This window comes from Tenacibaculum agarivorans, from assembly GCF_001936575.1.
Classification (GTDB): domain Bacteria; phylum Bacteroidota; class Bacteroidia; order Flavobacteriales; family Flavobacteriaceae; genus Polaribacter; species Polaribacter agarivorans.
Map to the genome: position 1 here is coordinate 174,091 of NZ_MSMP01000010.1, position 25,592 is coordinate 199,682.

The window sequence follows — 25,592 nt, forward strand, 5'->3', positions numbered from 1 at the left end:
TAATTAATCAAACTTGTTATTTCTTAATAGAGTAACAAGTTTGATTCAGTGTTTACATTTATATTTTTTAATAGCGCTTAGCTATTAGCTTTAAGCAGTAAAGCAAATAGCCAAAAGCTTAAAGCATTTTGCAAAGCAAAATAATATTATGGCAAGAAAAAACGAAAAATACACTGTTAAGAAATTTAACAAAATTTCAATTGGTTTAGCATCTCCTGAGTCTATTTTAGAAGCATCTAAAGGAGAAGTTTTAAAACCAGAAACAATAAACTACCGTACGCATAAACCCGAAAGAGATGGGCTTTTCTGTGAAAGAATCTTTGGTCCTGTAAAAGATTATGAATGTGCTTGTGGTAAATATAAAAGAATCCGATATAAAGGGATTGTTTGTGATCGATGTGGTGTTGAGGTAACTGAAAAGAAAGTTCGTAGAGATAGAGTAGGTCACATTAATTTAGTAGTACCAGTAGCTCATATTTGGTACTTCAGATCTTTACCTAACAAGATGGGATATTTATTAGGATTACCATCTAAGAAGTTAGATATGATCATATACTATGAGCGTTATGTAGTAATCCAACCTGGTATTGCTAAAAATGCTGAAGGTGAACCATTACAAAAATTAGATTTCTTAACAGAGGAAGAATATTTAGATATTGCAGATTCTTTACCTCAAGACAATCAATATTTAGAAGATTCAGATCCTAATAAGTTTATCGCTAAAATGGGGGCTGAGTGTTTAATTGAATTATTAGCTCGTATCGATTTAGATGAGTTATCTTACCAATTAAGACATAAAGCTAATACTGAAACTTCAAAGCAACGTAAAAATGAAGCATTAAAGCGTTTAAATGTTGTAGAAGCATTCAGAGAGTCTCAAAAGAATAGAGAGAACAAACCAGAGTGGATGATCATGAAAGTGGTTCCAGTAATTCCACCAGAATTACGTCCACTAGTTCCATTAGATGGAGGTCGTTTTGCAACATCTGATTTAAATGATTTATATCGTCGTGTAATTATCCGTAACAACCGTTTAAAAAGATTAATGGAGATCAAAGCTCCTGAAGTAATCTTACGTAATGAGAAACGTATGTTACAAGAATCAGTAGATTCATTATTCGATAATACACGTAAAGCTTCAGCGGTAAAAACAGAATCTAACAGACCATTAAAGTCTTTATCTGATAGTTTAAAAGGTAAACAAGGACGTTTCCGTCAAAACTTATTAGGTAAGCGTGTTGATTATTCTGCACGTTCTGTAATTGTTGTTGGACCTGAATTAAAATTATATGAATGTGGATTGCCAAAAGATATGGCGGCTGAGTTATACAAACCTTTTGTAATTCGTAAACTAATCGAAAGAGGTATTGTAAAAACAGTAAAATCTGCAAAGAAAATTATAGATAGAAAAGAGCCTGTGGTTTGGGATATTCTTGAAAATGTAATTAAAGGACATCCAGTATTACTAAACCGTGCTCCTACGTTACACCGTCTAGGAATTCAAGCATTCCAACCTAAATTAATTGAAGGTAAAGCGATTCGTTTACACCCATTAGTATGTACGGCATTTAACGCCGATTTTGATGGAGATCAAATGGCGGTTCATTTACCTTTAGGACCAGAAGCTATCTTAGAAGCGCAATTATTAATGTTAGCTTCTCATAATATTTTAAACCCTGCAAATGGTGCACCAATTACAGTACCATCTCAGGATATGGTATTAGGATTATACTACATGACTAAAGAGCGTAAGTCTACTCCAGAATTAGAAATAAAAGGAGAAGGATTAACTTTCTATTCTCCGGAAGAAGTTACTATCGCTTACAATGAGAAGAAAGTAGACTTAAATGCTGGAATCAAAGTACGTACTAAAGATTTTAATGAAGAAGGTGAACTAACTACTCAAATTATAGAAACTACTGTAGGTAGAGTCTTATTTAATGAAGTAGTTCCTGAAGCAGCAGGTTATATCAATGAGGTATTAACTAAAAAATCGTTAAGAGGAATTATTGGAGGTATCTTAAAAGTAACAAGTATTCCTGCTGTTGGTGAATTCCTTGATCAGATTAAGAATATGGGATATAAATTTGCCTTCCAAGGTGGTTTATCATTCTCATTAGGAGATATTATTATTCCTGAAGAAAAGCACACCATGATTGCTGAAGCTAACAAAGAAGTGGATGGAATCATCATGAACTATAACATGGGTATGCTTACTCAAAAGGAACGTTATAACCAGGTAATTGATATTTGGGGTAGAACCAACAATCAATTAACTGAATTATCGATGAAGCGTTTACGTGAAGATCAACAAGGATTTAACTCAGTATTTATGATGTTAGATTCTGGAGCTCGTGGATCTAAAGAGCAGATTCGTCAGCTAACAGGTATGCGTGGATTAATGGCAAAACCTAAAAAATCTACAGCAGGTGGTGGAGAGATTATTGAAAACCCAATCTTATCTAACTTTAAGGAAGGACTTTCAATTTTAGAATACTTCATCTCTACGCACGGTGCTCGTAAAGGATTAGCAGATACGGCCTTAAAAACTGCCGATGCAGGTTACTTAACTCGTCGTTTAGTTGATGTATCACAAGACGTAATTGTTAACGAAGAAGACTGTGGAACATTAAGAGGTTTAGAAATTACTCCATTAAAGAAGAATGATGAGATTGTTGAATCTTTAGCAGATAGAATTGAAGGTAGAGTTTCTTTACATGAAGTATATCATCCAGTAACTGATGAAGTACTTTTACAGGCAGGTGAATTAATCACTGAAAAGTCAGCTAAAAATGTTCAATCAGCAGGAATAGATAGAGTAGAAGTTCGTTCTCCATTAACATGTGAATCTAAACAAGGTATTTGTGCACAATGTTATGGTAAGAGTTTATCTACTGCTAAGAAAGTTCAAAAAGGAGAAGCGGTTGGTGTAATAGCAGCGCAATCTATTGGAGAACCAGGTACACAGTTAACGTTACGTACATTCCACGTTGGAGGGGTAGCAGGAAACATTTCTGAAGATAATAAGCTAATCGCTAAATTTGAAGGTAATGTTAAAATAGAAGACTTACGTACTGTTAAAGGTAAAGATAATGCTGGAGAAGAAATTGATATTGTAATTTCTCGTACAGCTGAAATCAAAATTTTAGATAAAAAGACAGGAATTACGTTAAGTACAAATAATATTCCTTACGGTTCTATCATCTTTGATAAAGATAGAAAAGCAATCAAAAAAGGAGAAGCTGTATGTCAATGGGATCCATTTAATGGAGTTATTGTTTCTGAATTTGGAGGAAAAGTGAAGTTTGATAACTTAGAGCAAGGTATTAACTACTCTGTAGAAGTTGACGAACAAACAGGATTCCAAGAAAAGGTAATTACTGATTCTAAGAACAAAAAGATTATTCCTTCATTGATCATCGAGGATGCTGATGGAAATGCTTTACGTTCATACAGTTTACCAGTAGGTGCACACTTAATGGTTGAGAATGGAGAAATAGTAGAAGAAGGTAAAACATTAGTTAAAATACCTCGTAAATCAGGTAAAGCTGGAGATATCACAGGAGGTCTTCCTCGTGTAACAGAATTATTTGAAGCACGTAATCCTTCAAATCCTGCTGTTGTAGCTGAAATTGATGGAGTTGTAGCCTTTGGTAAAATTAAGCGTGGTAACCGTGAAATTATTGTAGAATCTAAAACTGGTGAGATTAAGAAATACTTAGTGAAGTTATCGAACCAAATTTTAGTTCAAGAAAATGATTTCATTAAAGCAGGAATGCCATTATCAGATGGTGCTACTACACCAGCAGATATTTTAAGAATTAAAGGCCCTTCAGCAGTACAAGAATATCTTGTAAATGAAATCCAAGATGTATACCGTTTACAAGGGGTGAAAATTAACGATAAGCACTTTGAGGTTGTAGTACGTCAAATGATGCGTAAAGTTAGAATTATTGATTCTGGAGATACATTATTCTTAGAAAATCAGTTAATACACAAAAACGACTTTATACAAGATAATGATAAGATTTATGGAATGAAGGTTGTTGAAGATGCTGGAGACTCAGATAATCTAAAACCAGGACAATTAGTAACTGCTAGAGATTTAAGAGATGAAAATTCAATTTTACGTAGAGCAGATAAAAATTTAGTAGTAGCAAGAGATGCACAACCTGCTACAGGGGAGCAAGTATTACAAGGTATTACTAGAGCGTCGTTACAAACTAAATCATTTATCTCTGCAGCTTCGTTCCAGGAAACAACCAAAGTGTTAAATGAAGCAGCTGTAAGTGGTAAAATAGATAATCTAGAAGGTCTAAAAGAAAATGTAATTGTTGGTAAACGTATACCTGCCGGTACAGGTATTAGAAGTTATGAACAAATCATTGTTGGACCTAAGGATGAAATCCAAAAAAGTTTATAATTAATAGCATAAAAAAGACCTCTCAATTAAGAGGTCTTTTTTTAAATAATAGGATATGGAAGAAAAAAATAATGATCCGCAAATAAACATTGAATTAGATCAAGATATAGCTGAAGGAACATATAGTAATCTAGCTATTATTAATCATTCAGTATCAGAGTTCATTGTAGACTTTATTAATATTATGCCAGGAGTGCCTAAAGCAAAGGTGAAATCAAGAATAATTTTGACACCGCAACATGCAAAAAGGTTAACTAAAGCATTGTTAGAAAATGTTAGAAAGTTTGAGCAAGCGCATGGTGAAATAAAAGAATATGAACACCCACCAATACCCATGAATTTTGGAGGTACCACGGGAGAAGCATAACAAATAGTAAATCGAGATTTTAAAAAAAGTCTCGATTTTTTCATTTTATTCAATATTATAATCTAAAAGTATATTTTTTTTTAAATTATGATTTAAAAAATTATATTTGCACCTAATGATTGAATAAATTACATTTATTTTATCCATTCCAGGCTAATAGTTATTACAACTATACTACTACGTGTAAAATAATTTGATTATTGAGTCCGTATCCCCAAACAAAGGAGATCAATAAAATTTATGTAAAAATAGTATAATGAATACTTTTTTATGAGTGGTAATTCCTTAGTAACTGTAGAAGAATACCTTAGTAAGGTATATATAGTTGTAATGTTTATATGCTTAAGTGTACAAGCCTTTATTTTCTTAAAAAGAAATGGTCTGGTAATTGCTACTAAACTACATAAATCAAAATTATTTTTTTATAAATTAAATAGTATTACTTTTATTAAAAATACTATTACAAATAGTACATTGTGTTATATACTAGCACAACTAAATTTAAACTTGCTGCTTTTTTTAGCAAATGAGACAAGTCTTAAAGAGCGTAGGTTTAAGGAATTTATTTTAGTATAATGAAAAGAATAATGAAAGATAAAATAATAGTATTTCTTGTATTGATATTTACAGTAGTTGTGCATTCGCAACAAGATCCTCAATATACCCAATACATGTATAATACCATGAGTGTTAATCCAGCTTACGCAGGGTCTAATGGACACACAGTTATTACAGCATTAGGAAGAACTCAATGGGTTGGTTTACGAGGAGCACCAGATTCTCAAACTTTAAGTTATGATACACCATTGGGATATTCTGGAGTAGGTTTAGGAATTAATTTAACAAATGACCGTATAGGTCCATCTAATGAAATATACTTAGATGCAAATGTTTCTTATACAATTCGAACGAGTGATGAAGGAAACTTAGCTTTTGGTTTAAAGCTAGGAGGGCGTCATTTAGCGATAGATTGGAGTAAAGGAACCGCACAACAACAAGAAAGAATTTTCGAAGGTAATATAAGTAGGTTTTTGCCTACTATTGGAGCAGGAGTATATTTTTATAAATCCAACTGGTATGCTGGTATAGCAATACCAAACTTTTTAAGAACATCACATTACGATGATACCATTTCCACATCTAGCTTTGGAGATGGAGATGTAGCCAATGAACGTTTACACCTTTTTGGTATTCTTGGTTATGTTTTTGATTTAAGCGAAACATTAAAGTTCAAACCTGCTGGTTTAGTTAAAGTGGTAAATGGTGCACCACTATCTATTGATGTTTCTGCCAATTTTCTCTTTTATGAAAAATTTGCTGTAGGAGCAGCTTGGCGTTGGGATGATTCTGTTAGTGCTTTATTAGGCTTTCAAGCATCTAGAACATTAAACATTGGTTTTGCTTACGATTTAACAACTTCAAATTACAGTAACTACAATTCGGGGACATATGAATTAATGTTACGTTGGGACATATTCAGGGAGCAAATTATGAAATCTCCCAGATTCTTTTAATCTAATCTATTTCAATGAAGAGAGTATTAATTTTAATTTTATTATTTACATCAAGCCTGTCCTGTTATTCACAGCGTAGGTATGCAGCAGATCGTTACTTTAAAGAGTTTGCATATAAAAAATCTGCTGAGTTGTATAAAATTTTATACGAAAAGGGGGACGATTCTCAATTAGTCATAAGTAGACTTGGTGATTCCTACTATTATAATACTAAATCTGAAGAAGCAGAAAAATGGTACAAATTATTATTCGAAAAATATACAGAAGTACCACAAGAGTATATATTCCGTTATGCACAAACTTTAAAAAGTAACGGTAAAGTACAAGAATCAGATCAGTGGTTAGAAAAACTTCGACAACTAGATAAAGGAGATTCAAGAGCACAAGCTTTAATAAATAACCGTGATTATTTTGTGGAGTATTCCAATACACAAAAAACCTTTGTAAATATTAAAAACTTATCCATCAATACGAAGTATTCCGATTTTGGTGGTTTCATTTATGGAGATAAACTATTCTTTGCCTCTACTAAACCAGGAGACACAAAATACAGTAAAAGAATTTATAAATGGAATAACCAACCCTTTCTAAATATTTATTCTGCTGAGGAGCGTTTTAGTGATGTAAGCGAAGGTTTAGAATTAGATAATGTAATTAAGTTTCCAGACATCAATACACGTTATCATGAATCGAATGCTATTTTTACTAAGGATGGGAAAACAGTCTACTTCACTAGAGATAATTTTGACGGGCAAAAATTAAGAGGGGATAAGAAGCAAGTAACTCATTTAAAAATTTACAAAGCAAGTTTAGTTGAGGGGGTATGGGGAGAACTAAAAGAACTACCTTTCAATAGTGATTTATATTCTTGTGGTCATCCAGCATTAAGTGCAGATGAAAAAACATTATATTTTGTATCTGATATGCCGAACGGATTTGGAGCTACAGATATTTATAAAGTAGCAATACAAGATGATGGTAATTATGGAAAAGCTGAAAACCTCGGAAAAAACATAAATACAGAAGGAAGGGAAATGTTTCCTTTTGTTGATGATGAAAATACCATGTATTTTGCTTCTGATGGACATCTAGGTTTAGGAGCATTAGATATCTTCGAATCTAAAATTTCTCAAAATGAATTTACAAAACCGGTAAATGTTGGAGCACCCTTAAATGGACCATTAGATGATTTTGCCTTTGTGATCAGTGAAGATAAATCGTACGGCTATTTTTCTTCGAATAGAAAAGGAGGAAAAGGAGATGATGATATTTATAGTTTTGTGATCTATCAATGTAAAGAAGATATTACAGGTTTGGTTACAGATGCTAAAACTGGAAAGCCAATAGAAGGTGCTACAGTTCGTTTAATTGATGAAAAAGGAGAACCTATTAAACAGCAAGTAACAAAAATAGATGGTCGTTACCTTTTTGAAGACATCGATTGTGAAAACAAGTTTACTGTAGCTGCGACTAAAGAAGATTATAGAAACGATCAAAAAGCTACAGAAACACAAGATGAAGATAAAAAATCAATTGTTGCTGATCTAACCCTAGAATCTTTAATCGTAGAAAAACCTAAAGAGCAAGCTCAAATTGTAATTAATCCGATATACTTTGATTTTGATCTCTATAATATAAGAGAAGATGCGGAGTATGAACTAGAACACATAGTAACTGTTATGGAGAATCATCCTGATATGGTTATTAAGATAGAATCGCATACAGATAGTAGAGGAACAAAAGCCTATAATAGAACGCTATCAACTAACCGAGCAAAATCAACAAGAGATTATTTAGTATCAAGAGGGATAGCAGCAAATAGAATTGAAAGTGCTATCGGATACGGTGAAGATCAATTATTGAACGATTGTGATGATACCAATCGAAAAAAATGTTCAGAAGAAGAACATCAAAAAAACAGACGTTCTTATTTTTATATTGTTAAAGGTGGAAAAAGCATTTCATCAAACAATAATTAGAAAAATATAAATAACAAGAGGATTTTTCCTTAAATGTTAAAATTTAGAAAAACATTAACATATGTTAATGTTTTTTTTTATATTAGCAATGTTAGTCCTCACCAAAATCAATTCAATAAATCTATTTGATGGTAATCTTTCTTAACTATATGATAATTAAGAAGAATGCAAAAAAAACTCTAAAATATTTTAATCTGTTAAAATTTGTTAAATGAGTTTTTTATATTATATTAGTATCGAAATAAAGAATTAGATAACACTTAAAACACCCCGAACTCTATGCGTAAAAAATACTTTACAAACTGACTTCAATTCATGCTCTTTTAATAGATAAATCAATTTATATTTTTTAAGAGAATAATAGCTTAAACTAAATACCAAACTAATCTACTATCTTATTATAAATAGTATCTCAGTATTATTTATAACAAGTAATAGATATGCACATACATATACATGTAAGTTTTTAACAATAGAATTAACGTAGAAATATAAACCCCGCAATTGTAACACTTTGGCGAGCAGAAACAAAAGCAGGGCAGGAAATAATAATCAATATAATACTGACCATTATGTTTAAATGTATTAATGTCATATTATCAAGGAGTTGTAAATCCAAATTCCTTGAAAAAATGATAGTATTACTTAAATTATTTTATAAGCAATCACTATCCGATAAAAAAATAGCTCACAAATATACGAAAATTAAGGCATTTTGTGGCTTTTTAACTACTGTTTTTAAAATAATTTATCAGTTTCTTGTAAAGGAAATTAAAGAATTGCAATCCAGTTTTGTGTTAAAAACATATTTGCTTAGTTTCTTTAATAGTTGGTTTACTCATAATAGATTAAGTGTTAATAGATTGATGCTGATGATACTTATATCATTAGGGCCAATTTTTTCTCATGGTCAGGCCACAACACCTTTTAGCTGTCCAAGTGATTTTTATCAGGTTATAAATGGAGAGTTAAGGCCTTACAATCCAGCAAATGGTACTTATGGTACTGCTATAAGTATATTAGAAGTATATAATGCTGGTGGATATAATACAACAGACGATTATTTATATGCTATTATAGAAGTTGGACAACCTTTAGCAGGGCATTTAATACGTATAGATAGTAATGGTGATTTTGACGATCTAGGGGTATTAGATACAGTAGGTAGTGGTAGTTATATTGCGGGTGACGTAGATGATAGCGATAACTTATACCTACGTGACGGTCGCGGATTACGAATGATAGAAGATATTTCTACACTTCCAGTTGCTCCTTTAGCAACTGTTCCAACAGTCTTTTTAGGAAATGCATCATGGACATCCAACCCAGGGCAAATGAATCCATTAGACATCGTATTTATTAACGATGTGTTTTATGGAGTTGATGAATCTAATTTGTATAAATGGGATGTTGGACCTTTACCAGCTGCAGATGGAGTTAGAGATATTGTTTCCATTACAAATTTACCGACAACAGGTAGTCAAAATTATGGAGCAGTATATACAGATAATCAAGATAGATTATATGTCTCTAATAATGACGGAGGTCTATATCTTATAGAGAACTACACAGGACCTTCACCCAATGCAGTTTTATTATCAAGTACAGATAACGTAACTCGTAATGATGGTTTTGCTTGTGCATCAGGATCTTCTGCAATAGATCAAGATGGAGATAATGGCTTAGATCCTTTCGATTTAGATCTAGATGGAGATGGATTACGAAATATTGATGAAGCACCTTCTGATCCTTTTGAGGATTTAGATGGTGATTCTGTTTTTGCATATTTAGATGATGATGATTCTGTAGCCACTGGTGGTTCGGTTGGAAATGCTAACGGAATAGTAGAGCCATCTTTCGATACTGATGGTGATGGAATTCCCGATTTTTTTGATTTAGATAGTGATAACGATGGTATTTATGATGTTGTAGAAGCAGGTCATAATTTACCACATACTAATGGTAGAATTACAGGTCAAGAAAGTGGCTCAGGAGCTAATGGTCTTTTTGATGGTGTGGAAACTGCTCCCGAGTCAGGAATGTTAGATTATACTATAGTAAATACAACAGCAGGAACACCAGATTTCCAATCAACAGATTCAGATAATGATGGTTGTGCTGATGCTATTGAAGGTGCAGGAAGTTTTACGGATAGTGATATTACAGCGGGTCGTTTAAATGGAGGTGTAAATGGGGACGGAGTCCCTACAATAGCAGGAAGTCCTCAAAATACAGCTGCAGTAGTTACCAATTCAAGTGATAATAGTGCTTGTACTGTAGCAGATGATGGAGATGGTATTCCAGCGAGCGTAGAAGATGCAGGTCCAAACGGAGGAGACGGAAATGGAGATGGAATATTAGATTCAACTCAAGCAAATGTAACTTCAATTCCAGATGCAACAGGAACAACATATGTAACTTTAGAAGTACAAATAGCAACCACTGGTGATTGTACAGACATTAGCTCTGTAGAAATTGTTAGCGAAGCAAGTTTAGATCCGTTAGGAGATCCATCATTTAATTATCCTTTAGGGTTAGTACGATTCACGTTAACCTGTGATAATACTAATGATGATGCTGATGTCAAATTCTTTTGGCATGGATTAGATGCGGTTGCAGATGTAGATGCATATAGAAAATACGGACCAACAACACCTACTGCTGGGGATGATGCATTTGGAGTGAACACAATTAGTTTTACTCAATCTTCACAAAGCGTAGGAGCAGATTTAAATGTTTTTACTGCAGATTACAGAATACAAGATAATCAACCAGGCGATAGTTCAAATAGTGGAGGTTCTATTATTGATCCGACAGGACCAGCCATAGCTGCCAGTACAACCGGCCCAACAATCGATTTAGACGGAATTAGAGCAGGAAATAATTATGAAACTAACATACAACCTGTATACTTTAGTATATATAGTACGTCAATACAGCCTACTTTAACTACAGTTGGAAATGAAATAGTTTCCGCAACCATAGACTTTACAGGGAATGTAGATCAGTTTGAACTTATATATTTAGCCAGTCCGCAGTTTACAGATGGTGTCCCTGGAGCAGATCAAGAATATAGATTTTCTGCTCCCGCTGAAACCCATACACATACCTATAGCGGTTTCCAAATTACGGTTAGTAGAACAGGAGCAAGCTTTACCATAACAAGTACAGCAGGAGGGAACATTCCTAATGCAATATTTGAAGAATTTTTACAAGATTTTCAATATGGTAATGATAATGATGGAGTAAATAATTTTCCAACATATACAGATGGTGTACGTACCATGACGGTAACTATTACCGATACCAATACAGCTACAGCATCTGCACAAACAACATTAAGGATTTTTACTACAGGGCCAACTGTAGTAGATGAAGGAGGCACTATTGCAGGAAATAGTACAGGAACAATTACAGGAAATGTATTAACAAATGATAGTGGAACTTCTGCTATCACCGTTTCAGAAGTAGATGTATATCCAGCAGCTGTAGGAAATACGTATACTACATTATATGGTACAGTAACCATACAATCTAATGGTAGTTATGTTTATGATGTAGATGAAAACAATACTTCTGTAACTGGATTACGAGGAGGAGAAAGTTTACAAGACATCATCTCTTATACAGTAGAAGACGCTATTGGAATTACAGATTACGGAATACTAACCATAACTATTGATGGAGTAGATGAGGCTCCAGATGCAGTAGATAATGAAGATTCACTCACTGCATTTGTAGATTTTAGTGCCGAAGGAAATATAATTACAGATATAGGAACCAATGGGGTAGATGCTATCGATAGAGGGCTATCTACACTAGTTTGGGAAAATGAGTTTGTCCAAGGAGCTTTCTTTACAGGTCTTTCTAATCCAATTGGAGGCTCAAGTGTAGTAGTAGATGGTGTAACATTAAACTTTACCTCAACAGATCCGAGCGGGTTTGGATTTCCAAATGAAAATCAAACAGTTAATCTTACTGCAACAAATGGAGGACATACAGGATATTTAGGGTATGCAATTGATGGAGTTACAAACCCGTCTGATGATACAGTTTTAGTCATAGATTTTAGTGAGCCTGTATATAATTTAGGGTTTTTAGTTGTTGATATCGATTTCTCACAAGGAACGTCATGGCAAGATTTAATCCGAATAGAAGGGAACTTGAATGGAACAGATTCTAACTATAAATACGTAACTACAGGAGGAGTAGTAGATGCAGGAAACAATACGTTCTATGGAATAGGAAGTGCAGTACCTAGTGATGCTACTGGAAATGTAAATGTATTTTTTGAAGAACCAATAAATCAATTACGATTAAGTTATAATTATGGTCCTAATGCAACAGATGCAGATCAAGGAGGGCAGATTGCAGGAATTTCAGACATCTACTGGCAAGGTGGTTCAAGTAGCATTACCATTACAGAAATAGACAGTTCACCTGTAGCCGCTACCGGAAGTGCATTTACAGGTATGTATGGAACTATAACAGTATTTCCAGACGGAACTTATATATACTTACCAGATACAGCAAATCCTGTAGTACAAACATTATTAGTAGGACAAACATTAACAGATACCTTTAACTATACCCTCTCAGATGGGGTGAGTACAGATAACGCAGATCTTATTATTACTATTAACGGTTCAGATATTGATTCTGATGGAGATGGTCAATCCGATCGTGCAGATTTAGATGATGATAATGATGGAATTTTAGATGAAGTAGAATGTGGAGATCTAAATGTAACAGGGCCTATACCTATTGATATTTCTAAAATAGCAGTAATTAGTGGTAGCGCTTCTTTTGATCCAACTAATGATGATACCATAGAATTAACACCTGATGGAAATAGTCAGGCAGGAACGGCAATGTCTACGTTTCAACTAGATATGCGGGAAAGCTTTACACTAACCTACAGCTTAAACTTTGGAACTAATAATGACTCTAATTTAGGAGATGGAGATCCATTTGGAGGATCAGGATATAATGTAGGAGGGGCAGACGGTATCGCATTTGTATTGCATAACGATCCAAATGGAAGTGCTACAGTAGGACAAGCAGGTGCCGGTATTGGAGCATCAAATATTGTTAATGGATTAGCTATTGAATTTGATACCTTTGATAATGGACCTTTTGGAGCAGATGAAGGTCCAGTAGCAGGGTTACCAATGCAAGCGGGAGCTACTAGAAAATTTGATCATACCTCAATTTGGGATACAGATGCAGGAACAAATCCTTTTGGAGGCTCACCAGGAAACCCATTTGATCACATCGGAGATTTACCAGTAACACAAGTAGGTCCTGGTGGAGAAGTAGAAGATGGAGCATTTCATAAAATTGTAGTGCATTGGGATGCAACCAATCAAGTACTATCATGGGCGGTAGACGATGTATTTGTAGGTAGATTTACAGATGATATTATAACGAATAGACTAGGTGGAGGTAATTTTGCCTATGTTGGAGTTTCAGCTTCAACAGGAGGATTAAGAAATAGACACCAAATTACGGTAGATAGTTTTGTAGGAGAATTAAACTATTGCGATACAGATATGGATGGAACTCCAGATTACTTAGATCTGGATTCTGATAATGATGGCTGTCCAGATTATGTAGAAGGAGGAGGAACCTTTACGGTTGCTGCTGATGGACAAACTGCAGGAGGAACACTAACCGATGGTAATGGAGGTACAGTAACTACCAATTTAGGAAATACCATAGGGTCAGATCCAGCTACTGATTTAGGAGTGCCTACAGTAGCAGGTACCGGACAAACTGTTGGGATAGCACAAGACGGTACATTAGAATTATGTACAGATTCAGATGGAGATACAGTTCCAGATGCTGTAGATTTAGATGATGATAATGATGGTATATTAGATACAGATGAATGCAATTTTGTGACAGGAGATGAGTGGTTTGATTTTGTGATTTCATATAATCCTATAGGTTCAAACCCTGTAGCAGTAAGTGATCCAACTCAAGCTCTTGGCCCTCCAAATTATGATGGAGATGCTACAGATAATCCAGAACAATTTGTAGCACTTGGAGATGTAGGTAGTGAACTATCTATCGGGTATAGTGGTGCAGTACTAACAAATACAGGTGATGCTAGTGGAGATTTTCAGGTTACAGAACTTGGTGCAGCTGAAACATCAGAAGTACGTTTAAGACCTACAGCAGCAACTGCTGCGTTATTGACAGCATTTACTCCAGATGGAGATGGTTATTATTCTGTAGGTAACTTTACAGGTACCACTCCATTAGATATCGATGCTGTTTTCACAGGATTTGCAGCAGGTCAATTAGAATTTGATGCAATTCGATTTATAGCGATCAATAATGCTGGAGCGCCTAATATCGGACCAGATATTGATGCTGTAGAAGCTTTATCTTATAGGGTTTTAGCTCCTGTGTGTGCAGATACAGATGGAGATGGCTTAATCAATAGTTTAGATTTAGATAGTGATGGCGATGGCTGTCCAGATGCGCAAGAAGGAGATGGAGGATTTACTTCAGCAGATTTAGTAGCAGCTGGAGGAACTTTGCAGGGAGGAAACTCTGGAGGTAGTTATACAGGTCCCTCTAGTACACCAGTTACAGATAATTTAGGAAATACTGTAGGTACCACAGCTGGTGTAGACCTAGGTGTGCCAACTATAGCAACTACAGGACAAGGAGCAGGAACAAGTCAAGATGGGATACAAGAAAACTGTACAGATTCTGATGGAGATTTAGTTCCAGATATAACAGATTTAGATGATGATAATGATGGTATCTTAGATACTGATGAGTTATGTCAATACGGGCCAGATGATCTAGTAGTAGACCTTAATGTTATTTTAAATAGAAACATCGCTTTAAGTGGTGGAGGTGTTGGAACATTTGGGGTAACATCAATAACAGGCGGTTTAGAAGGATATACATTTGATGATAATTTAGGAGGCGTTACCTATTATAATATAACAGAATGGACAGGTGATCTTTCAGCATCGATTGGAAGCTTTTTCCGTTTCGGAATGGCAGCGAATGATTTAGGATTAACTTTTTATCAAGATACACAAGACGTTCGTATTGTAGGAAATGGAATGACATTATCTTATGATTTCAATAGCGGATCATTTTTTGATGCCTATCCAAATCCTGCTGATTGGAATGAAGTATTTGATTTTGATGTACAATTAACGGCAGCAAACTTTGGAACTGATGATGCTACCTTTAATAGTGTAATGAGTAATCTAACTATGATTCAAGTTAGAGCTGAAATCTGGACAGGTATCACGGCAGTAGAAACAGCACTTGTAGGGGCAGATTCAACATATTCAGGAGGAAGTCCAGTACGTTGTGATTCAAGTACAGATGATTTTGATAATGATGGCATACCTAATAATTTAGATTTAGATAGTGATGGTGATGGTTGTTCAGATGCTTTAGAAGGAGGAAGTTTAACCATTATGCCTACAGATTTAGCCACGGCTGGTGGAACCTTACAAGGAGGAAACTCAGGTGGAAGTTATACAGGAACTTCTCCTGATCCAATTACAGACAATTTAGGAAATACAGTAGGTACCACAGCAGGAGTAGACTTAGGAGTACCAACCATAGCAGGAACAGGACAAACTATTGGATTTACCTTGGATCCAACCGATTTTACTTCTTGTGGAGATGATGATAATGTAGACTCAGATATAGAAGATGCAGGACCAAATGGAGGAGATGGAAATGGGGATGGAACACCAGATAGTTCACAAACACACGTAGCGTCTATTCCAGACGGTTCAGGTAACGGTAGCTATGTAACTATTGAGGTTACAGGAGATTGTGATCAATTCTCTAGAGTAGTCATAGAGCAAGAATCAGAACAATCAATGGAAGATCTTCAATACGATTACCCATTTGGTTTGGTAGATTTTACCTTACAATGTGGTGCCGTAGGACAAGAAGCAACCATAAAATATTATTGGCACGGAATTAATTCTCTGGCTAATATAGATGCAGTTAGAAAGTTTGGTCCAAGTACATTTGGTAGTCCAATATTTGCATATACGAGTACTATTGCAGGTAGAACAGAAGCCGTAGAAACAATTAACGGAAATCCTGTATATACGACAACATATACAATAAGAGATAACGCATTAGGAGACGAGTCGACAACAGATGCAGAAATTGTAGATCCAGTAGGACCTGCTTTCTCAGTAGATAGTGATTCTGATGGTATTCCAGATACCGTAGATTTAGATGATGATAATGATGGTATTTTAGATACAGATGAAGCAGATTGTGGTACTGCAGGTAATTTATTAATTATCTATGATCATAATAATGGTACTGGAGCAACTAACGATACAAATGCTACAGTTACAGCTTCTTCTTTTGTAGCTAGTGGTAGCCAAGAAACAGTAGGAGCTGGGCTTACTTTAGAGCCAAGACAATCAGGGCAAACTTTCTTACAACTTATAGGAGTAGATCAAACTACATTTGCTGGTGCTGTTACAAATGCTGATTATGTACAATTTGATTTTACAACTAGCACAACTTCGCCAGGTGGAATCCTTAATAATTTTACACATAATATTTTAACACCGCCTATTGTACCAGCGCAACAATTTGAACACAAATTGGCAATAGTTATAGCAACACAATCAGATTTCTCAGATCGTGTTACATTAAAAGAAGACTTTATACCAGGTACTACACCTACCTTTATAATAGAACCTCTAACAAGATATATCTTAGAACCATCTACACAATATTTTGTAAGGGTGTACTTGTATGATGCACCTGTATCAGCTAGTAATACAGCATCATTTGATGATTTCGGTTTCCAAATAGACACCTGTTCTATTGCTATAGATGCAGATGGAGATGGAATACCAAATATGTTTGATTTAGATTCTGATAATGATGGTTGTCCTGATGCTTTAGAAGGAGATGGAGGATTAACATATACAAGTTTAAATTCAGATGGATCTATAAACACAGCAACAAATCCTGTAAACAACAATGGTATTCCAGTAGGACCAGGAACAGCAGGAAATGGAACAACAGGTCAAAATAGTGTAAGTGCTACAGATAATGCAGTAACAGCTGCAATTTGTGATCCATGTAATCCTGCAAATCCAGACTTTACTGATGCGGATAGTGATGGTATTGCAGATTTATGTGATGAAGATGATGATAACGACGGTATTCTAGATACTGATGAATGTGTAATTAATTTTATTACTATTCGTCCATTTGATGATTTAGGTATTCCAGATACTAGTCTTAATAATACAATAACAGATGTAGATGTGAGTACGAGATTAGGCTTACCAGCAGGTAGTGTTTTAATTTCTGCTACAGGATTAAATAGACCAGATGCCAATCCTAATTTATTTGTAGGAGATACTTTTGCAGGAACTCCATCAACATTTACAATAACAGGAACAGCAGCCTCTAGAGTTCGTGCTAGATTAGAACACGGAGGAGTAATTCAAACTGGAGGCAGAACTGATGTAGTTGAAAGTTTAGATGGAACACCATATGAATTTACAACAACATTAACAGGAGACTTTACAAACATAAGCCTACCTCCTAGATATGAAATTTTAAATATTACAGCAACCAATAGTAATAATGGTAGCAGATTCACTTGGGAATCAACAAGAGCAGGAGTAACAAACTTTAGCTTTAGTTCTAATGATACAGGAGACGATAGTGCTATCTTCCTTGCCTTATCTGTAGATCCAGATTTTGACGGTGATGGATTAGCAGATTGTTTCGATTTAGATTCTGATAATGATGGTATCTATGATGTAGTAGAAGCAAACGGAGCAGATGCAAATAATGATGGTATTGCTGATGGAATTGTAGATTCAGTAACAGGTATACCAAGTTCAGCAGGTAGCGGATTAAGCATACCAGATACAGATGCAACAGACAGAGGAAATCCATACGATTTAGATTCAGATGATGATGGATGTTCAGATTCAAATGAATATTATAATAGCGCTACTGCAGATGGTGGCGGAGGTCAGTTCGGTAATGGAACAACAGACCCAGCACCTATTAATGCTAATGGTACTGTAATTGCAGCAGTGTACTCAGGTACGGCTGCAGATACAGATAGTAACAGTGTAGCAGATTACGTGGAAGGTTCAGCAGGAGCACCATTGCCAAATCCTGATGGAGATGCTTTAGCAAACGCTTGTGATGATGATGATGATAATGATGGTAATGTAGATACTACAGACACAACAAATCCAATTACACCTCAAGCTGTAGACGATACAGGTTCAGCAACGGCAGGAGCAGTAGCTACCATTCCAATTTTAACGAATGATGATTTTACAGATAATACAGACGGTAATGGAGATCCTGATAATGGAAATCCAGCAAGTATAACAACACTTACTACAGTTCCAGGAGCTAATACTACTGCAGGTGGTATCATTGAATATGATCCTGCTACAGGAGAGTTAGATTATATTCCATTGGCAAGTGAAGGTGGAACAACAGTTACTATAGAATATGAAGTTTGTAATGATATTACAGGAGACGGTGCTACAGCCGATGATATTTGTAGCAGAGCAATAGTAAGTATCACAGTTGCTTTTGGAGATACCGATGGTGACGGAGTTTTAGATAATGCTGATATTTGTCCAGGTAGTGATGATACCTTAGATTCAGATAGTGATGGTATTCCAAATGGTTGCGATGATGATGATGATAATGATGGAATAGTAGATACAGATGAAATAGCTTGTAATACAGTTACCAGTTCAACCTTTACTTTAGGTTGGGATCCAAACCTTATTTCAGGAGCTGGAGGATCTAGTAATAGTGGTAATACTGGAGTAGAAAAAATAAACCGTTACGAAGCAAACTTAGTTGATGCTACACGTTATCAATTAAATACTTTACCAGCAACAATAGGTTCAGGATTTACAGATGAGTCAGACATTACGAACGTAGCTAATTTTGTAGACGGTCATGGATATTTCTTTGTAAGTGGAGCAGATGCTCCAGATGCTGCAACAGCAGCTACAAATGGAGATTATATAGAATTTAGTTTTACATCACTAGATAACCAAGCGAATATAATTACCGCGATCAGTTTCCATGATGTAACTACTTTTATCAATGGTACATATAGTGCTACACGAGGAGTAAATATATCTACTGATGCTATACGTCCTATTTATGCAGATTATAGTTATCAAGTGATTATTAGTGATGATAATTTTGTGACTTCTGATGTCTTAGTACCTACTACAGTTACCACAAGACAAACGAGTGGTAATTTTACCAATACAGGTCCATTTGATGCGCAACATGATGAATTTGTACCGTTACCAACAAATTATCAATTAGCACCAAGTACTAATTACAAGATAAGGTTATTATTATTTGCATCGGAAGACACTACCTCAGGAAACAGTTTCGTGACTTTAGATAATTTTGTAGTCTTCTCAGGATTGTGTTCTGATTTAGATTCAGATGGAGATAGTATTCCAAATAATTTAGATCTAGATTCAGATAATGATGGTATCTATGATGTAGTAGAAGCTAATGGAGCAGATGTAAATAATGATGGTATTGCAGATGGAGTACCAAATATAACTACAGGTATTCCAAGTTCAGCAACTACAGGTTTAACAGTTCCTAACACAGATGCAGCTTCAGATGGAGCTAACCCATATGATTTAGATTCAGATGATGACGGATGTTCAGATTCGAATGAATATTATAATGATACTAATGCTGATGGTGGTGGAGGTCAATACGGTAACGGAACAACAGATCCAGCACCAGCAAATGCAAATGGAACAGTTGTAGCGGCAACGTATCCAGCAACGGCAGCAGATACGGATAGTAATAGTATTGCAGATTATGTTGAAGGTACTGCAGGAGCACCATTACCAAATCCAGATGGAGATACCTTAGCCAATGCTTGTGATGAAGATGATGACAATGATGGTAATCCAGATACTACGGATACAACAACACCTAATTCACCAACAGCTACAGATGATTCGGCTTCTGCTACAGCAGGAGTGTCAACCATCATTCCAATTTTAACGAATGATGACTTTACAGATAATACAGATGGTAATACAGACCCTGATAATATTAATCCTGCAAGTGTAACAACTATAACTACAGTTGCTGGAGCAAATACTACAGCTGGAGGGTTAATTACATACGATCCAGCTACAGGAGAATTAGATTATACCCCTTTAGCAAGTGAAGGAGGAACAACAGTTACTATAGAATATGAAGTTTGTAATGACATCACAGGAGATGGGGCTACAGCAGATGATGTATGTAGCACAGCTATTGTAACAATAACAGTTGCAATAGGCGATTCAGATGGAGATGGAGTATTAGATAATGTAGATATCTGTCCAGGAGGAAATGACGCTGCGGATAATGATGCAGATGGTATTCCAGATTTTTGTGATTTAGATGATGATAATGATGGTATTGCAGATTTAGATGAATGTCCTTTAAATTATATAAATATTAATGCTACGCTATTAGGAATAGGAGGAGCTCCTTTTACCAATGCATCAGTTACAAATGTTGATGTAAGTGATTCATTCGGGTTCCCAGCAAATAGTGGAGCAGTTATAATTTCTGCAACTGGTTTAAACAGTGACAACGGAAGTAGATTAGTAGTAGGAGCAGGGTATGCACCGAATGATATAAGTACATTTACCATTACAGGTTCAGCTGTTCCTCGAATTAGATCAGAGGTAGAGCATGGAAGAACTTTAGGAGTTGATCAATTTGATGGACTAGAAAGTTTAGATGGAACATTATATAATCTTATAAGTACTTTAGATGCAAACTTCAGAGAGGCGAATTTCCCTCCAGTATACCAAGTCCAAAATACAACAGGAACAGCGAACACTGTTAGTTTTGTTTGGACATCAGCATCAGCAGGAGTTTCTAATCTTAGTTTATATTCAACAAACTCTGGAACGAGTAGTGTAATTAGACTTAGATTGTCATTAGACTCAGACTTTGATGGTGACGGTTTAGCGGATTGTATAGATCTAGATTCAGATAATGATGGAATTTATGATGTAGTAGAAGCGAATGGAGCAGATGTAAATAACGATGGTATAGCAGATGGAGTTGTTGCAGCAAATGGTATACCAGGTTCAGCAGGAACTGGATTAACTATACCTGACACTGATGGAACAGATAGAGGAAACCCATATGATTTAGATTCAGATGATGATGGATGTTCAGATTCAAATGAATATTATAATGATACAAATGCAGATGGTGGCGGAGGTCAATATGCTAGCGGAACCACAGATCCGGCTCCAATTAATGCTAATGGTACTGTAATAGCAGCAACATACCCAGCTACGGCATCAGATACAGATAGTAATAGTGTAGCAGATTATGTAGAAGGTACGGCAGGAGCACCATTACCAAATCCAGATGGAGATACCTTAGCGAATGCTTGTGATGAAGATGATGATAACGATGGTAATCCAGATACCACAGATACTACAAACCCAATTACACCAGTTGCGGTTGATGATACAGCTTCAGCTACAGCTGAGGTATTAACTACCATTCCGATTTTAACGAATGATGATTTTACAGATAATACAGATGGTAATACAGATCCAGATAATGTAAATCCTGCGAGTGTAACTACTATTACTACAGTAGCAGGAGCAAATACAACAGCTCAAGGTTCGATTTTATATAATGCTGATACGGGTGAATTAAATTACATACCGTTATCAAGTGAAGGTGGAACAACAGTTACTATAGAATATGAAGTTTGTAACGATATTACAGGTGATGGGGCTACAGCGGATGATGTATGTAGTACAGCAATCGTAACAATTACAGTAGCAGTTGGAGATTATGATGGAGACGGAGTATTAGATAATGTAGATATTTGTCCAGGGGGAGATGATAGTGCAGATGTGGATGGTGATGGAATACCAGATTTTTGTGATCAAGATGATGACAACGATGGTATTTTAGATACAGTTGAAGATACTTGTGATACTTTAGAGGCTTTATTACCAGCCCCAAGTAATAATATTGCGGTTTGGGAGCATCAGAATGACCCAGTAGATTATGCGGTTCCAGTAAATATTGGTACTGCCTATGTAAGTTCTGCAGGTTCACAAATATTAGGTTCTGGTTTAACAGATATTGTAACTGCAGCAGAAAGAGGTTTTGGTTACATCACATTTAGTGGAGTAGATCAACCAGATTTAGCATCTGCAAAGACAGATAATGATTATTTAGAATATAGTTTTGTTGGAGGTTCTGATAGATGGGTGCTTAGTAGATTATTTGCATTCGATACACCTACAGTGCCAGTTACCAATGGTGAACCAGCGTTTAATGGTTATGATATCACAGTTGAGGTATCAACAGATAATTTTGCGACTTCAACAGAAATCTTTACAGATACAGACAACCCTAGAGATGGAACAGTAGGGCACGCAGGAGCAAATTATTTTAGTGCATCATTAAATACAATACCAAACCCGGTATTTGTAGAGCCAGGCGTTTTCTATAAAGTACGTGTGTATTTCTATGCTAACGATGCTTTAAATTCAGGACAAGCAACTTGGGATAACTTTACTTTAGCAGGTCGTTTATGCTTAGACGATAATGATTTTGATAATGATGGTATAGTAAACAGTCTAGATTTAGATTCTGATAATGATGGTATTTATGATGTTGTTGAAGCAGATGGTACAGATGTAAACAATGATGGTATAGCTGATGGAGTACCGAATACAACAACTGGTATTCCAGGTTCAGCAGTTGCAGGATTGACGGTGCCTAATACTGATGGGGCTACTGATGGAGGAAACCCATACGATTTGGATTCAGATGATGACGGTTGTTCAGATTCAAATGAATACTACAATGATACAAATGCAGATGGTGGCGGTGGTCAGTATGGTAATGGAACTACAGATCCAGCACCAACGAATACAAACGGAACAGTAATCGCAGCACCATACTCGGCTACAGCAGCTGATACTGATAGTAACAATGTTGCAGATTATGTTGAAGGTACAGCAGGAGCTCCATTACCAAACCCAGATGGAGATACCTTAGCTAACGCTTGTGATGAAGATGATGATAACGATGGTAATCCAGATACCACAGATACTACTAATCCAACAACACCAGTTGCTGTAGATGATTCAGCTTCTGCAACTGCGGGAGTATTAGCTACAGTTCCAATTTTAACAAATGATGATTTTACAGATAATACGGATGGTAATAGCGATCCAGATAATATAGATCCTGCAAGTGTTACTACAATTACCACAGTATTAGGAGCAAATACAACAGCAGGAGGAACAATTACTTACGACCCAAGTACGGGTGAATTGAACTATGTACCACTACTAAGTGAAGGAGGAACTACTGTAACTATAGAATATGAAGTTTGTAATGATATTACAGGTAATGGTGCTACAGCTGATGATGTATGTGATACAGCAATTGCAACTATCACAGTAGCATTTGGTGATTCTGATGGAGATGGAGTTCTAGATAATGTAGATATCTGTCCAGAAGGAGATGATAATGCAGATGCAGATGGTGATGGTGTACCAGACTTTTGTGATCAAGATGATGATAATGATGGTATAGCTGATAGTGAAGAATGTCCAACAGAATATGTAGATACTTCAGGAACAGGAGCATTAATGCCAGGTAGTGCTGATGTTACTTTTAATAGTTATATAGGAGGTGTGGCATTAGATTCTGATGTTACGTTAACAAACTTTACTTATGTCGGAGGAGCTACTGATACGGAGATATTTGGACAAACTAACGGTTATTTACGTTTCCAAAATCCAAGTGGTTTCAATATTGGAGAAGGAATTTCAGTGGATGCGAATTTATCGAGTCCAGAAATTGTTACCCTAGAAGCTAATACAGCAAATATAGATCCTACAGCGATTAACCAGAGTGATACGTTTACATTTGAAGCCATTGGAGCTTCAGGTGCATTTGCTTGGGTAATAGAAAACAATTCAAATGGAATTATTACTACCAGTGGTAGTACAATTACTATTACAGGAGCTGCTTCATCTGGTATTGGTGGATTGACACCATTTGTGGATTTTAGAATTACTACAAATGAGCCAGTCTCAAGTATAAGAATGACACATGTTTCGAATACGAGTAATGTAACAAGTGTAAATACCAGTAGAGTAGCAATATTTGTATGTAGAGATACAGACAATGATGGTATAGCGAATAGTTTAGATATAGATTCTGATAATGATGGTATCTATGATGTTGTTGAAGCAAACGGAACAGATGTTAATAATGATGGTATTGCTGATGGAGTACCTAATAGTATTACAGGTATCCCAAGTTCAGCAGGAACTGGATTGACAGTACCGAATACTGATGGAACTGCGGATGGAGGTAATCCATACGATTTGGATTCAGATGATGACGGTTGTTCAGATTCAAACGAATATTATGATGATGCTAATGCTGATGGTGGTGGAGGTCAGTATGGTAATGGAACTACAGATCCAGCACCTACGAATACAAACGGAACAGTAATTGCTGCACCATACTCGGCTACAGCAGCTGATACTGATAGTAACAGTGTTGCAGATTATGTTGAAGGGACAGCAGGAGCTCCATTACCAAATCCTGATGGAGATACCTTAGCAAATGCTTGTGATGAAGATGATGATAATGATGGTAATCCTGACACAACGGATACTACAAATCCAACAACGCCAGTAGCAGTTGATGATACAATTCCAGGAACACAACCTGTAGGTACACCTGTCACATTTAATGTTTTAGCTAATGATGACTTCACTGATAATACAGATGGTAATGGAGACCCTGATAATGTAGATCCAGCTAGTGTTACTACAATTACTACAGTAGTTGGAGCCAATACTACAGCAACAGGTACAATAAATTATAACCCAGCAACAGGAGAAATAGAGTATACACCTGCACCACTTGAAGATGGTGTAGTGACCATAGAGTATGAAGTATGTAATGATATTACAGGAGATGGAGCTACTGCAGATGATGTTTGTGCAACAGCTATAGTTACATTAACAGTAGAAGGTACAGATACCGATGATGACGGTATTCCAGATGTAACAGATGTTGATGACGATAACGATGGTATCGCAGATGTAGATGAGAACAGCTTATTAGATGGTGGAGGAAACCCAGTAGATCCAAGTGCAGATGCAGACGGTGATGGTATTCCAAACTATTTAGATACTGATGCACCAGATGGAAGTGGAACGTTACCAGATGGAAACAGTGAT

The 25,592-nt window shown here is 35.8% G+C and carries 5 protein-coding genes; all 5 read left to right on the forward strand.

Annotation, left to right across the window (positions count from 1 at the left end; translation table 11 throughout):
* The first annotated feature begins 148 nt into the window (after positions 1-148).
* Positions 149-4,423 carry a DNA-directed RNA polymerase subunit beta' gene (rpoC, locus tag BVC87_RS09835; RefSeq protein WP_075342194.1) on the forward strand — a complete coding sequence of 1,425 codons (4,275 nt, stop codon included), beginning with the start codon at positions 149-151 and terminating at the stop codon, positions 4,421-4,423.
* Between the two features lie 55 nt (positions 4,424-4,478).
* Positions 4,479-4,790, forward strand: coding sequence for a DUF3467 domain-containing protein (locus tag BVC87_RS09840; RefSeq protein WP_075342195.1), 312 nt, complete (start codon positions 4,479-4,481; stop codon positions 4,788-4,790).
* A 587-nt stretch (positions 4,791-5,377) separates the two neighbouring features.
* A complete protein-coding gene (locus BVC87_RS09850; RefSeq protein ID WP_234974654.1) occupies positions 5,378-6,304 on the forward strand; it encodes a PorP/SprF family type IX secretion system membrane protein in 927 nt (308 codons plus the stop codon).
* 14 nt (positions 6,305-6,318) lie between these two features.
* Positions 6,319-8,283 (forward strand): OmpA family protein, encoded by a 1,965-nt coding sequence (locus BVC87_RS09855; RefSeq protein WP_075342198.1) that lies wholly within the window; start codon positions 6,319-6,321, stop codon positions 8,281-8,283.
* A gap of 872 nt (positions 8,284-9,155) precedes the next feature.
* The coding region (locus tag BVC87_RS09860) for a lectin-like domain-containing protein (protein ID WP_159439339.1) at positions 9,156-25,592 on the forward strand (16,437 nt) is incomplete at its 3' end.

Bases quoted from the DNA above. Each gene is read 5' to 3' on its own strand.
- rpoC (WP_075342194.1), top strand. From the start codon at position 149: ATGGCAAGAAAAAACGAAAAATACACTGTTAAGAAATTTAACAAAATT.
- BVC87_RS09840 (WP_075342195.1), top strand. From the start codon at position 4,479: ATGGAAGAAAAAAATAATGATCCGCAAATAAACATTGAATTAGATCAA.
- BVC87_RS09850 (WP_234974654.1), top strand. From the start codon at position 5,378: ATGAAAGATAAAATAATAGTATTTCTTGTATTGATATTTACAGTAGTT.
- BVC87_RS09855 (WP_075342198.1), top strand. From the start codon at position 6,319: ATGAAGAGAGTATTAATTTTAATTTTATTATTTACATCAAGCCTGTCC.